Raw genomic sequence first — 13761 nt, 5'->3', positions numbered from 1 at the left:
CTCATGGTGCTAGTGAGAGCCACCGGCCGATTTTCCGATGGGCTTGTTCAGAGCCAGTGGATGGTGGCAAACAGTGCCGCCCAATATCTAGGTTCATGCCGGACTCCTCGACGGTTATCTCATAAGGCTACGCAATATTCGAGTGAACAAGAGCCTCACGGTTCGCTCACAAGGGCTGTTAACCCGCACCATTGACCCGAAACAAGAGATTTTCGCGGAGTGGTATCGTAGCCAGGCCGGGATCCGGTGCCGCCGAGGCGGCTGGCCTGCGTGGGGTGGAGTCGGGCCTGTTGCACTTCGATCAACGTTCGTCCTTCATAGACCGATGTGCACAAACATCATCTGGGTTGAAACCGGCAGCCACAACATGCGCTAACGCACCGCAGATATGCGCGTCTAAATATTCGGCGATACCTGCGAGTAGCGCTCGCCGTCGACGTTACCGATCCTGCCTGGCGCCAACCAATGACTCGCAACGAGCCGTATATTCATTTGCCCTCGAGACCTATCGGGTATCACCCATATGGAGTCATAAGTATGGCCAGCTCCGGCACCTTTGGAAACGGTTTCAACCAATGACTCCCTTCGATCTCAAGGCATCGATGTCGTCCTTCCCTATACCGATACGGCCCAAAATATCATCCGTGTGCTGTCCAATTCGAGGAACTGCCCTCGCACCCTGAGCGTGACTTCGAGAGAATCTCGGTGCGGGCCCAGGTTGCATTACGCCATGATGTTCCTCAATGTACCGACGGTCCTGGTTATGAGGATGATTTTGCGCCTCTTCAATCGTAAGAACCGGCGTGACACATGCATCAAGATTGGCGAAGATTTCGGTCCATTCTTGCTGTGGTCGAGCGCGGAAAGCTTGCTCTACTCGACTACGCAGTCGCGGCCACTCATAGGAGGACAGCCGATCCACGTCAGGTGGGTCCTCTAGCTGAAGCCCACCAAGTAATTGGTCATAAAATTTCGATTCGATGGAGCCAACTGACATGTACCTTCCATCAGAACATTCGTAAACTCCATAAAAGTGCGCTCCCCCATCAAGCAGGTTTTCGCCGCGAGCACCATTCCACTCGCCTGTACTACGCATTCCCATGAGCATTGCCAATAGCGAAGCTGTACCGTCGACGATAGATGCATCGACGACCTGACCGACGCCAGACTGGGAAGCTTCCCAGACCGCGCTCACAACTCCGAGAGCAAGGTAAACACCACCACCGCCGAAGTCTCCGACTAGGTTCAACGGAGGAACAGGCGGTCCATCGCGCAATCCTATTGCGTCTAACGCGCCTGTAAGGCCAATGTAGTTTATGTCATGACCAGCGTAGTCTGACAGAGGTCCCGATTGGCCCCAACCGGTCATTCGACCGTACACGATTCCCGGATTGCGTGCTGCGCAGTCCTTAGGCCCCAGGCCAAGACGTTCGGCAACTCCTGGACGGAAGCCTTCTATAACTGCGTGGCTTTCAGAGGCAATTTTCAGGGCGATCTCCCGACCTGCTTCTTCTTTCAAATCGAGAGTGAGTGACCGACGTCCTCGATTGAGCACTTCCCCTGCTTGTTCAGTTCCAACCGCACCAGGAGGTTTCACTTGCACCACTTCAGCACCTAGATCAGCGAGCAACATCCCACAAAAAGGCCCCGGACCGATACCACCTAGTTCAAGGATTCGAATACCAGCTAAAGCTCCCGATTTGCCCGCAGCCGCTGTTTCTGCATTGCTCATTCCCGCCTCCAACTTCCATGTACTGGCGTCTTAACTAACTCTTGAAGAAAATGTACTAGTCGATACAATACCAATATGACTAGTTATTTACCAGATAAAAAAGAGGCACCACGCCGTCGGACCGTTCTCGTAACCGGTGGCTCCCGCGGTATCGGATCTCAGATCGTTCGCCGCCTAGCTGAACGAAACATTGCGGTAGGCGCCACATACAACTCCAGCCCAGAACGAGCCCAAGCGTTGGCTGAAGAATTTGGTGACCACGTCGCCCCAATTCGTTATCAGTTGAGCTCGACTGACTCCGCAGAACAGGCTGTCCAGGCCATGGTGCGCCAATTCGGTCATCTCGACGGGGTGGTTGTCAATGCGGGCCTTTGGAAAGGTGGCAGAATCGACAAGGTCTCCCACGACGATTGGTGGAGTGTCATTGAGGCGAATATCAGCTCACTGGCACAATTGACTCGCGCAGTCCTGCCCGAACTGCGGAAAAGTGATGCCCCGAGCATCGTCCTGATTTCTTCTGTAGTCGGCTTGATAGGACACGCTGGCGACACAGCATACGGCTCCGCCAAAGCGGCAATGGTTGGTTTCGGCCGCTCTCTTGCAAAAGAACTCGGACGAGATGGCATTCGGGTTAATATTCTTGCGCCGGGATTCGTCGACACTGACATGACTTCTGCTGTGCCAGAGGGAGCTCGCGAAAAAATCCATGCGGAAACACTAATGGGCAGGTTTGGAACGGCAGATGAAATTGCCAAAGCCGCAGTCTTTCTTGCGGAAGATGCGACCTACTGCACCGGTACAGTGCTGTCAGTTGATGGAGGATGGTCACTCTAGCGTTGGGTATGTTAAACCGGAGTAGATCGAGGCCGGGGCTGGAGGTAGTTGGCAGCAAGATACTAGCGTCCGACCCAATGGCAAGACTTTTTACTATAGCTCCATCTACTGGCTAGCGTTGCAATGACAATCAGATCCAGCCGAGAAGTAGGTCGCTCTACGCTAATATCCAGAAATTCCACCTGTCCCAGGAAGCCGCCCGCCCATAATCTGTTGTGGGCAGAACGCTCTTGGTGTGCCGGCCAAGCGGCTTGCATGGCTCTGTGGGGGCTTGGTGGACTTGTGCAGTGAGGTTAAAGTGCACGTCAGCTGGGGTATGGAAGTCGATCCCGGGATAGCGGTGTTGGTGGTTATACGCCCCCGAAAATATTCCATGAAACTGCGGCGATGCCGTAGGCAGCCGAAACGTTCAGGAGGACAAGACATTACAAATGCCGCCTGGTTGGTTTTAGGACAGAACTGACATGCGATAGAACCACCAGCATCTTGCTCAAACACGTCTGAGGAGAGCCTAAATACGACGACCAGCTTCTGCTCCTCAACCAGCATTTTCCGCAGATCTATATGTGCTTTACAGGAGTCGAACACTACGCTGTCCGGCACGATAACCGCTTGACGTCCGCCAGGTTTGAAGAGCTTCAAAACAGCGCTAGGAAAAACAAGTCAGACTTTTTGGTTTCATTCACGCCTTGGTGTGAGTCTTTAGCCTAGATCCATCGATAAATTGGCTGTGGGTGCGGCGTTTCAACTAAAGAAGTGTCCCTTACCTTGGATAATAGTGATTTTTGAGAAAACTCTTATTAGGGTCAGCAGGACACCTCTGAGATGTTATTTAATTACACTGCTGCGGGTATTGCCTATGCCTTTGACGAGCGCAATCTCGTGTCGTCGGCAGGACTTGCGCCACTGTTGCGATTGGCGCAGAATGCTGGTCTGAAACGGCTGGCTGACCAGTGGCTCACGGTGTTCAATACTGGGGCGGATAAAGGCGCGAACCCAGAGGCAAAGATCATGTCGCTGGTGTCTGGGCTGGCTGCTGGTGCTGACAGTATTAATAATAGGGACATTCTGCGCCATGGTGGTATGAAATCATTGTTCCGCGGTGTAGGCGCCCTCAACGCTGGGCTCACATCTGTGTGAATACACGCATGGGCATGGGAAACAGCTGGTCGCAGTGGCCGCCAGATTCCTGACCAACTTGAGCCACCAGACCGAGCTGTTGCCGGTGAGCCCACCGGATGGCACCGGTCGTGAGATGGTGTTTGTGGACTTTGATGACATGGCGATCGAGGTCTTTTCGCCCAACAAACATGGCGCCGGGCTCGGTTACTACACACTGCGCGGTCTCAACGGGCTGACTGCCACCATTTCCACAGCCAAAGCCGCACCGTTGATCCTTGGCCAACAACTCGCTCGGTTCGGGGTGCTGTCAGTTCGCGCGGCTGGAGCCGACTACTCGGTGACTGTGCCACAAAACGCGGCAGTGATGAATGCTATTGCTGACACCCCAGCGGATGCATAGATGGGGATCAAGTACCCGCAAGCCATCTTTGAGAAGACACTGGTCGGTGGGTCTCTGCTGCCCCAGGTCGCGGAAATTGCTTTCACCACATTCTCATCGAAAGCCAAAGGCGAGCAAGTGGCTAGCCGGTTGGTGGTGCGTCGTATCCCGGAGCTCAACGCCACCAAACTGGTAGCCGCCCACAGCCAGCTCTTTACCACCTACTGGTATCACGTCTTCTTCACCACCGTTAAAAATCCGTCCTGGAGACGGTGGCCGCAGATAAGGTCCACGGCCAACACACGGTCGTCGAGTAGGTGTTTGCAGACCTAAAAGCAGGACCCTTGGCCCATATGCCTTCCGGTAAGTTTTATGCCAACGCGGCTTGGTTTGTGACTGCTGCGATCAGTCGCAACCTACCGCGCGCCGCTGGAACGCTTGCTGGTGGCGACCTGGGTAATGCTAGGACGGTCAGTCTGCGTCAGAAACTGCTCAACATTGCCGCCCGGCTCGCGCACCGCGCCCGCAAACTGGTACTGCATTTACCATTTACCCACGCATGGGAAGTGGGCTACCGCGTTTGACCGGTTATGGCACAATACGCTGAGTCCACCACCAGCTGTGTCATGATCACCATCCACCTCGAAGCTGGGCGTCAGGCCAAGCAGCAGGAGCGATGCTCGGAAACCAATCAGTGGACACAACCGCTGCAAAGCCGGGAGACTTTCCCGAGCCCCAGAATGCGCAATCGCAGCTCATCGATCCTTCCCTGCCGCAAACGCTATCCACCTATCTGATCGGTGGATTGAGGCTTAGCTTCCAGGACGGCCGGTGACCTTGCCATGCGGCGAGACGGCTTCCGCAACTCGAGCAGAGGCTTCGCCTAGCGCATGAATCTGCTCATCAGTCAGCTGATCGAAAATCGCATGGCGCACTGCCTCCACGTGACCGGGCGCCATTTCCACGACTTTATCCCACCCTGCATCCGTTAATTGGCCCAGTGTATATCGACCATCGTTGGGATCGACCACTCGCTCAACCCAACCGGCCTTCATCATCCGTGAGATCACCCTGGATAGGTGCGACAACGTCATATTCGTGATACCGGCCAGCTCACTGAGTCGTATCGCGCGGTTCGGGGCTTCCGAGATTTGTGAGAGCGCATAGTACTCATACAAACTTAGCCCATGGTCTTCACGCAACTGAGCTTCCAGTTTGACCGGCAGCCAAGTCATTAACGACCACACGGCCCTCCAGGTAAAGTCTTCTTCTTCATCCAACCAACGGGGTTCAGGTGTGTTGCTCATATCGCTAGACTACATTACTTGACGCAGAAAGTCAGTTCAGTTAAGTTAGTCTCCATCGCAAGTAAAATCTCTGCATGCCTCACCTACTGCTCAGGGAGTGCACATGGCCCGCATCCCAAACACACATCTCGACGTCTTTCCATTGAACCTCGGAGGCAACACCTTCGGCTGGACGTCAGACCGTGACGCATCGTTTAAAGTACTGGATGAGTTCGTTGCTGCCGGCGGCAACTTCATCGATACCGCCGACCTGTACTCGGTGTGGGCCGAAGGGCATGAGGACGGCGAATCCGAAAAGGTTATTGGCGAATGGCTTGCCGCCCGCGGGAACCGCGATCAGGTCATCATCGCGACCAAAGTCGGGGGCTTACCGACTCGTCCCGGGCTCAGCGAAGACAACGTCGAGGCCGCACTCGATGACTCCCTGAAACGTTTGCAGACCGACCACGTGGACATCTACTACGCCCACTACGATGACGAAAACGTTACGATCATCGACCAGGTACGCCATGCCCACAGCTTGGTGGAGTCCGGCCGCGTCAAGCACCTCGCGCTATCCAACTTCTCACCTGAGCGCATGCGTGAATGGTTTGAAACCGCGAAGGCTGAAGGCCTCACGGTGCCGGTGGCTATCCAGCCGCAGTACAACTTGATCCACCGCAAGGACTACGAGCAGGGCTACCGCCCTATCGCTACAGAATTCAATGCCGCGGTCTTCCCGTTCTTTGCACTGGCGTCTGGTGTTTTGACCGGTAAATACCGTTCCAAAGCTGACATCGAAGGCAAAGCACGCCAGGGCTTCGCCGAAGACCTGATCACCGATGAGGCGCTCAACGTCGTCAACGCGGTGGTTGAAATTGCTGGGGTGCACTCCGTGGAACCCGCAACCATATCGCTCGCATGGTTATTGGCCAAGGGTGTGACCGCGCCCGTGGCATCCGCATCCAACGTAGACCAGCTGCCAGCGCTGATCGCAGCAGCCGATCTGCAACTGACTAACGACGAAGTACAACAACTCGATACCGCGTCCAAGGCGTTTACATAAACGTCTTCGACACACCGCCCCACCGACCTCGAGCATCAGGTTTGTGGGGCAGTGCTGTCTTCGGAGAGCTACCGCGTTATACCGCTGCTTTTGCACCGAGCTTATAGCTGGCACCGACGTGGGTGTCGGGTAGGTAGTCGCCGCGACCAAAGAGTTTATGACGCAGCGTGCCTTCGGTGTATTGGGTTTTGTACCGTCCGCGGGCCTGCAGCTCTGGGACAACGTACTCGACGATGTCTTCGAATGTGCCCGGGGTGATGTGGTACGCCAGGTTGAAACCGTCGATGTCGGCTTCGTCTTGGATACGAATGAGCTCTTCGGCTACCGTGGCGCCGGAGCCAACCAGAATTGGCCCGAAGCCCCCGACACCAACCCATTCGGCCAGTTTCCGGACAGTCCATTCTTCGCCATCACCGGAAGCCTTACGGAACGTTTCCGCAGCTGACTGGATGGCGTTGGATTCGATATGACCAATCGGAGCATCCAAATCGTATTTCGAGAAGTCGGTACCCATCCACCCCGACATGAGCGATAGCGCACCTTCAACATCCGCATACTGTGCGAGATCCCGGTACTTCTCCCAGGCAGCTTCATCCGTCGCAGCGGTAATGATGGTCTGCATGCCAAAGATTCGAATGTCGTAAGGATCGCGTCCAGCTTTGACGAGTTCTTCGCGAGTCTTTGCAACAGACTGAGCTTGCAGCTGCGTGGTTGGTGAGTTAATAAAGGTCGCTTCAGCATGTTTTGCCCCGAAGGCACGACCGCGCGTTGAGGCGCCCGCCTGGTAAATGACCGGGGTTCGCTGGGCCGATGGCTCGGTAACCGCTGCACCCGGTACTTTGAAGAATCCACCTTCGTGTTCAATATTGTGCACCTTGGCCGGGTCGGTGAACACGTTGTTCTCACGGTCGACCTGCACAGCATCGTCTTCCCAAGAGCCTTCAAGCAGCTTGTAAATCACTTCGAGATACTCATCAGCGTGCTCGTAGCGGCGATCGTGTTCCATCTGGTCGTCATTGCCCATGTTGCGGGCGGCCGATGGTAAGTACCCGGTCACGACGTTCCAGCCCACACGGCCGTCGGTGACGTGGTCCAGGGTGGCAAGACGACGCGCAAACGGGAAGGGATGTTCATACGACGTACCCGCGGTGATACCAAAACCCAGGTTCTTGGTGACCGCGGCCATCGCGGAGACCAGTAGGAATGGGTCATTGACCGGGACCTGAGCACCGGACGTCAGTGCGGCGTTGGCGTTGTCGCCATAGACATCATATGGGCCCAGCACATCAGCAATGAAGAGCCCGTCGAACAGACCCTTTTCAAGAGTTTGTGCTAGCTGGGTCCAGTAGGAAAGCTTGTTGTAATCGCGGGAGTGATCCTGCGGATGACGCCACAGGCCTGGTGATTGGTGCCCGACACAGTTCATATCGAAGGCGTTAAAGAGAATTTGGCGATTTGATGACACGATGAGTTCTCCTTCCATCGGTTCTGGCGGTAGCACCTGCACTCTGTGTGGTTGCTGCGGCGTCAACGAGCCAGATCTCTTAGCCGCTCTGGATGGGTTACACACCTGATTCAAACACAGATGTGAGCAACATTGCCAGCTGCAATGTCACAACATTACGCTGATAAGCGCTAATGCTGTCCTAGGCTGAGGAAGTGAATTTATGAGAAAGGTAACAGCATGTCATCGAAAGAGTCGGGGCAGCAGCCGGTAAAGCTGGCGAAGACGCTGACCAATATTGATGCGCTCGCCCTCGGGTTCGGCGCGATGATCGGTTTCGGTTGGGTTGTCCTGACCGGTGGCTGGATTCAAGAGGCCGGCACCATGGGTGCAGTCGCCGCCATAGTGGTGGGTGGCGCGATTATGGCGGTGGTCGGGCTGGTGTATTCGGAACTGACCTCGGCCATGCCACTTGCCGGTGGTGTGCACCAGTACGTGTTGCGAGGATTGGGCCCGCGGTTTGCGTTCATCGGTTCCTGGGCGCTGGTGGGCGGCTACGTCACCATTGTGGCCTTTGAAGCGGTGGCCTTCCCGCGAACGGTCGCCTATATTTTTCCCGAGATCAATGCGCTGCCCATGTGGGACATTGCCGGTGATACCGTCCACCTAACATGGGCGCTTATCGGCGTAGCTGGCGCGTTGGTCATCACGTGGCTCAACGTGCGGGGCGTCAAGCAGGCGTCGATAGCGCAAAACTTCACCGTGATCTTCTTGATCGTCGTCGGCATCTTGATGATTTTCGGCTCGGCCACCCGCGGTGATGCTGGCAATATGGAACCGTTCTTTACTCCGGGGACGGCAGGATTCTTCACGGTGCTCATCGCCATTCCGTTCTTGTTTATCGGTTTCGATGTGATCCCGCAGTCTGCCGAAGAAGTCAACGTCCCTGCTCGTAAAATTGGTCGTCTCGTGATTATCTCGGTTGCGATGGCCACCATTTGGTACATCATGGTTGTGGTCACGACGTCGTCGGCGATGAGCGGAGATGAGCTTGCCCAAGCGGATATTGCGGTCGCCGATGCCTTCGGTTCCTTATTCAATTCCCAGTTGATGGCAAACATTCTCATTGCTGGTGGTATCGCGGGGATTTTGACCTCGTGGAACTCGCTGATGCTGGGGGCTTCCCGGCTGGTTTATTCGATGGCGCGCACCGGGATGTTGCCTGCCTGGTTTGGTCAGCTGCACCCCAAATATCGGACTCCGGCCAACGCGTTGTACTTCATCGGTGGACTCTCTTTGCTGGCGCCCTTCTTTGGCGAAAACATGCTGACCTGGCTGGTCGATTCCGGTGCACCATCGATTATCATCGCCTACTTCATGGTCTCGGTCATCTTTATCGTGCTGCGTCGTCGCGATCCCGGCATGGACCGCCCGCTGCGCATTGGTGGCAAGGGCCGCGGTGGTGAACTCATCGGCTGGACCGCGACTGTGCTCACCGGTGCACTGTTCAGCGTGTACCTACCGGGCATGCCTTCGGCGCTTGACTGGCAGCCGTGGCTGATCTTCGCCATCTGGTGGGGCATCGGCGCGCTGTTCTTCTTCCGTGTACCGACCGGTGTAAAACCCGGGCCAAACGCAGGCGACGAGGTGCTGGCGATCGTCGAAAACCGGCGCCAGGCAAAAACCGACCGCGCATAACCGACCGATCCGAAGATGCCAGGGAGGACGCGACTCCCTGGCATTTTTCGTTAAGCATATGACGGGTGCATTTCCCTTTTCCGTGCAGGTTCGTCTAAGCTTGTGCTTCGTAACCATCCAGAGCGACTAAGAGACTTGGCTCGTTGACGTCGCAGCAACCACCCCGCGGGGCAGGTGCTAATGCCAAGAGATCGATGGAGTGAATCCTTGATGACGCATTCAGTATCAACCCCTGCCGTTGCCTGCCGAAATGTTGGTCGCGCTTTCGGTACCAATGGCTCAACCCGCCAGATTTTGACCGGAGTGAACCTCGAAATCGGTGCCGCAGAGATCATCTCAATCATCGGGGCCTCTGGCTCTGGAAAATCCACGCTGCTGCGCGCGCTCGGTGGCCTCGACACCGGCTTCACCGGCAAGGTGCTGATCGAAAACACGGAAGTCAACGAATATGACGCCCGCTGCGCGGTGGGTTTCCAGGAACCTCGGCTCCTCCCCTGGGCCACCGTGGCAGACAACGTCGCGATTGGTTTGCCCGACGGACTCTCCAAGGCCGAGGGTAGAGCGCGAGTGGCTGAACTACTTGAGCTGGTTGGCCTCACCGATGCCGCCGAGCATCGTCCTCGGAAAATTTCGGGCGGTATGGCCCAGCGTGCATCATTGGCTCGCGCCATGGCGCGTGACCCAGAAATCCTGCTGCTCGACGAACCGTTTGGCGCCCTCGATGCGCTGACCCGCATCAAAATGCAGCAATTGCTGTTGGATGTGCATGCACAAACCGGCACGACCACCGTCATGGTCACCCACGACGTCGACGAAGCACTGCTGCTATCAGACCGCATCGTACTGCTCGATGACTCGCCCCACACCCAGGGTGCAACCATCGCCAACATCTTCACACCACCTGTACCACGCCCACGTGTTAGCCATGACCCAGCGCTCGTCTCGCTGCGGAAACAACTGCTGACCGGCCTCGGCGTCGAAACACTTGCAACCTCGGAGGTATAACCATGTCCTTGTCACGTAAAACTCTGTCCGCAGCGATCCTGTCTGGCGCACTGGCATTGACCTCCTGTGCCGGTGAAAACGCCGAAGCCGAGACCGCAGCCGAAACCCTGAGCATCGACTACGCCACCTACAACCCACTGTCACTGATTATCAAAGATCAGGGTTGGTTAGAAGAAGAGCTCGACGGCGACGTTGAATGGGTATACTCGGCCGGCTCGAACCGCGCCAATGAGAACCTGCGCGCAGAAGCCATCGACGTTGGCTCAACCGCAGGTTCCGCTGCACTGTTGGCCCGCTCGACGGGCACCCCGATCCAAACCATCAGCGTGGTTGGCAACGTCGAATGGACCGCCCTGGTGGTACCGCAAGACTCCGACATCGAATCGGTCGAGGATCTTCAAGGACGCGCGGTTGCGGCCACTCGCGGAACCGATCCGTACTTCTTCCTCGTACAAGCCGTCGAAGAAGCTGGCCTCGAGCTCGATGACCTCGAAGTACAAAACGTCCAGCACGCAGATGGCTACACGGCGCTGAATAACGGTTCGGTCGATGCCTGGGCTGGTCTGGATCCGATCATGGCCGGCGCCGAGGACGATACCGAATTCCTCTATCGCAACGTGGACTTGAATACCTACTCGTTTTTGAACGCCACTGAGTCCTTCCTCGAAGAATCGCCTGAAGTGGCACAAACGGTTGTCGATACCTATGAGCGTGCACGCGAATGGGCGCTGGAGAATCCAGCAGAAACCGCCCAATTGCTCGCTGATGAAGGCGAAATTGAAGAGGACGTCGCCGAAATCGTCATCAACGAGCGTTCCGGTTTCGATATCAGCCCGGTTCCAGGTGAAGACCAGACCGAGGTGCTGTCGAATATCTCCTCGATCTTCGTGACCTCCGGTGATGTCGATAACCAGGAAAATGTGGATGAAGCACTCGAGACCCTATTGCGTCCCGAGTTCGCCGAAAATGCGGAGAGTGCTGAGTAAATATGACCACCATCGAAAAAACAGACGTCACCAGTCAGCACAAGCCCAACCTCGACCAGGCCGGCACCAGCCCGGCGCCGACCGCTAAGAAAACACGCTTTCTCGACCGCAAAGGCGTCAAACCTGTCATCGGGTTCCTCGTACCCATCGCGCTATTCATCGCCTGGTGGGCGGTCACTGCAGCAGAGCTGTTTACCCCGGTTCAGTTGCCGTCCCCCAGCGCCGTCATCGACGCCACGGTGGGGCTCCTGGAGCGCGGCGACCTGTGGATGCATATCGGCATCTCGGTCCAGCGTGTCCTGATTGGTTTCGGCATCGGTGCTGTACTCGGCATGATCTTCGGTGCGGTGCTAGGGCTCTCGCGCTGGGCCGACGCACTCCTGACTCCCATCCTGGGTGCGCTGCGTGCCGTGCCCTCACTGGCCTGGGTGCCGCTGCTCATTCTGTGGATGCAGATTGGCGAAGATTCCAAGGTCACGCTCATCGCGATCGGCGCGTTTTTCCCAGTCTTCACTACGCTCTATGCGGGCCTACAACACGTGGACCAACACCTGGTCGAAGCCGGCCGCGCATTCGGATATAAAGGCATCCGCCTGTTCAAGACCATCCAACTGCCCGCCGTCGTACCATCCATTTTCTCTGGGCTCCGGTTGGCACTAGCACAAGCCTGGTTGTTCTTGGTCGCTGCCGAACTCATCGCCTCATCAATGGGGCTCGGGTTCTTATTGACCGACTCGCAAAATAACGGACGAACCGATCGGCTCATCTTAGCCATCATATTGTTGGCTGTCCTCGGCAAAATCACCGACATCCTCTTGGGTCTCGCCGAGAAACGCGCCATCGCACGCTGGAGTTAACAAGTTCACAACAACAGCAGCGCGGCATTCGATAACGACGAGGATGCCGCCGCGATGACAAAAATCATCGCGATGATGCCGATGAGAATGCCAAGACCGTGCAAGATGGTGACAATCCAACCGATGACTTTGCCCGGGGTCGCCGAGACACCATTGCGTTCAGCTTTGACCGCGAAATAGATCGCCAACGGCCCCAAAATAATGCCGAAGGTAAACAGGCCGATAATGCCGAGCACCAACGACGTGGTCGAAGCGGATTGCCCCTCGGGGTTCTGTGGTGGCACGGGGTATCCGGGTGGGTGTTGCCAGCCGTAGCCCTGGTCGCTTTGACCACTGGGGTACTGCTCTGAGCCAGGTTCATAATTCTGTGTCATATCTCGACAATAACCGCAATGCACGTTTTCTGACGAGTCACCCAATTTTTATCGCGTCCTACCCTGCATCGTAAGATCAGGGCATGACGGTTTCAGCGACACAGATCACAGCGCAACGCACCACGGCCATTAAAGAACTCGCTCCGCTCCTCAACGAGACCACCCCGGTACTCGGTGCGATAGATTTCAACGTCCTCGATCAGCTCATCGAACAGCTGTTTGAGGCCTATCCGGAGCAGTGGGTGGCACACACGGTCACCCTCGAGCAGATGACGCTGCCCGGCGTGCTGGAGCATATTCGGGTTCGTGGGCTGGGCGTTCAGGCAGCGTCTGCCAGCCAGCTCGTCATTTCCCGTCGCTGCGGCTTCCTCCCTCACGAAATAGTGCACAATGCAGCAGCCAATTCCCGCGCCATGCTGCGCCAACTCGTAGAAGCCGATATCAGTTTCAGCGTGGATAGCTTTACAGAATTGGATCGGGTCGATCAGATTGGCGATGGCGCACTCGCCCTGCCGGTCATCGGGCTGCGGATCACCCCACAAACATCCAGCGATGACGGTATTTTGGCGGCATCACACCTGGGCATCGGACTACGTGATCACCGCGAAGACATTATCCAAAGCTTCAAAGACCGCCCGTGGTTAGCTCAGCTCAGCCTGCACTTTGATGCTCCACCAGCCAGCCTGCAACAGGCCGCCGAACAAGTTGGGGCCATCTACCAGCTCGCCGAAGATATTGAGCATGCCGTTGGGGCCCAGCGCGTCAGGCACATACATCTCAGTGCTGGCCTACCCGGCAACCATACTGACGTCCATGGCACACCGAGCCTTGCGAATCACCGGTTCGTCCACCAGGCCGTCGTGCCGGAACTGTTCGACGGCAATCGAGTAGGTGGGTCGGGTTTCCCGACCCACCTCTCACACCACCGAGCATGCGGGACCGCACTCGGCGGTTCGCTTAGCCGTTTGGACGAAAGCG

15 protein-coding genes and 2 riboswitches are annotated in these 13761 nt (G+C 56.5%); of the genes, 11 read left to right on the top strand and 4 right to left on the bottom strand.

Features of this window, described 5'->3' with window-relative positions; all coding sequences use genetic code 11:
- Nucleotides 1–568 precede the first annotated feature (568 nt).
- Nucleotides 569–1732 carry a CaiB/BaiF CoA transferase family protein gene (locus ACYVJT_RS04505; RefSeq protein WP_343956504.1) on the bottom strand — a complete coding sequence of 388 codons (1164 nt, stop codon included), beginning with the start codon at nt 1730–1732 and terminating at the stop codon, nt 569–571.
- A gap of 75 nt (nt 1733–1807) precedes the next feature.
- On the opposite strand from ACYVJT_RS04505, the gene ACYVJT_RS04500 reads away from it, so the two are divergent.
- The 5 genes from ACYVJT_RS04500 (at nt 1808) to ACYVJT_RS04480 (ending at nt 4651) form a co-directional block, all read left to right on the top strand.
- Entirely contained in the window at nt 1808–2566 is a 759-nt protein-coding gene (locus tag ACYVJT_RS04500; RefSeq protein WP_343956503.1) for an SDR family NAD(P)-dependent oxidoreductase, read from the top strand.
- Nucleotides 2567–3391: 825 nt separating this feature from the next.
- Complete coding sequence (locus tag ACYVJT_RS04495; protein WP_425579856.1) at nt 3392–3706, top strand: hypothetical protein; 315 nt, start codon at nt 3392–3394, stop codon at nt 3704–3706.
- 58 nt (nt 3707–3764) lie between these two features.
- Entirely contained in the window at nt 3765–4088 is a 324-nt protein-coding gene (locus ACYVJT_RS04490; protein WP_425579855.1) for a hypothetical protein, read from the top strand.
- Complete coding sequence (locus ACYVJT_RS04485; RefSeq protein ID WP_425579854.1) at nt 4089–4400, top strand: hypothetical protein; 312 nt, start codon at nt 4089–4091, stop codon at nt 4398–4400.
- A gap of 20 nt (nt 4401–4420) precedes the next feature.
- On the top strand, nt 4421–4651 hold the full coding sequence (locus ACYVJT_RS04480; RefSeq protein WP_425579853.1) for a hypothetical protein: 231 nt from the start codon (nt 4421–4423) through the stop codon (nt 4649–4651).
- Nucleotides 4652–4879: 228 nt separating this feature from the next.
- On the opposite strand, the gene ACYVJT_RS04475 is transcribed toward ACYVJT_RS04480, so the two are convergent.
- Nucleotides 4880–5374, bottom strand: a complete 495-nt coding sequence (locus tag ACYVJT_RS04475) for a MarR family winged helix-turn-helix transcriptional regulator (RefSeq protein WP_343956502.1) — start codon at nt 5372–5374, stop codon at nt 4880–4882.
- Between the two features lie 103 nt (nt 5375–5477).
- On the opposite strand from ACYVJT_RS04475, the gene ACYVJT_RS04470 reads away from it, so the two are divergent.
- The gene (locus ACYVJT_RS04470; protein WP_343956501.1) at nt 5478–6419 is read left to right on the top strand and encodes an aldo/keto reductase; all 942 of its coding nucleotides are present in this window, start codon (nt 5478–5480) and stop codon (nt 6417–6419) included.
- A 76-nt stretch (nt 6420–6495) separates the two neighbouring features.
- On the opposite strand, the gene ACYVJT_RS04465 is transcribed toward ACYVJT_RS04470, so the two are convergent.
- Nucleotides 6496–7902, bottom strand: coding sequence for an LLM class flavin-dependent oxidoreductase (locus ACYVJT_RS04465; protein ID WP_343956635.1), 1407 nt, complete (start codon nt 7900–7902; stop codon nt 6496–6498).
- Nucleotides 7896–7983: riboswitch (SAM riboswitch) on the bottom strand. Its footprint overlaps the gene before it by 7 nt.
- A gap of 120 nt (nt 7984–8103) precedes the next feature.
- Here ACYVJT_RS04465 and ACYVJT_RS04460 point away from each other — a divergent pair.
- The 4 genes from ACYVJT_RS04460 to ACYVJT_RS04445 all read left to right on the top strand — a co-directional run bounded on the left by ACYVJT_RS04460 (nt 8104) and on the right by ACYVJT_RS04445 (nt 12409).
- Nucleotides 8104–9561 carry an APC family permease gene (locus tag ACYVJT_RS04460; RefSeq protein WP_343956500.1) on the top strand — a complete coding sequence of 486 codons (1458 nt, stop codon included), beginning with the start codon at nt 8104–8106 and terminating at the stop codon, nt 9559–9561.
- Between the two features lie 110 nt (nt 9562–9671).
- Nucleotides 9672–9762, top strand: a riboswitch (SAM riboswitch).
- Nucleotides 9763–9771: 9 nt separating this feature from the next.
- The gene (locus ACYVJT_RS04455) at nt 9772–10566 is read left to right on the top strand and encodes an ABC transporter ATP-binding protein (protein ID WP_343956498.1); all 795 of its coding nucleotides are present in this window, start codon (nt 9772–9774) and stop codon (nt 10564–10566) included.
- A gap of 2 nt (nt 10567–10568) precedes the next feature.
- The gene (locus ACYVJT_RS04450) at nt 10569–11552 is read left to right on the top strand and encodes an aliphatic sulfonate ABC transporter substrate-binding protein (protein WP_343956497.1); all 984 of its coding nucleotides are present in this window, start codon (nt 10569–10571) and stop codon (nt 11550–11552) included.
- A gap of 2 nt (nt 11553–11554) precedes the next feature.
- Complete coding sequence (locus ACYVJT_RS04445) at nt 11555–12409, top strand: ABC transporter permease (RefSeq protein ID WP_343956496.1); 855 nt, start codon at nt 11555–11557, stop codon at nt 12407–12409.
- A 5-nt stretch (nt 12410–12414) separates the two neighbouring features.
- On the opposite strand, the gene ACYVJT_RS04440 is transcribed toward ACYVJT_RS04445, so the two are convergent.
- Nucleotides 12415–12783, bottom strand: a complete 369-nt coding sequence (locus ACYVJT_RS04440; RefSeq protein ID WP_343956495.1) for a DUF4190 domain-containing protein — start codon at nt 12781–12783, stop codon at nt 12415–12417.
- An 83-nt stretch (nt 12784–12866) separates the two neighbouring features.
- Between ACYVJT_RS04440 and ACYVJT_RS04435 the strand changes: the two genes are divergently transcribed.
- Nucleotides 12867–13761 (top strand): type III PLP-dependent enzyme domain-containing protein (locus ACYVJT_RS04435; protein ID WP_499418131.1); only part of this gene is annotated, 895 nt, incomplete at its 3' end.

It is taken from the genome of Yaniella soli (assembly GCF_054782375.1).
This window is presented reverse-complemented; position numbering and strand designations above follow the sequence as displayed.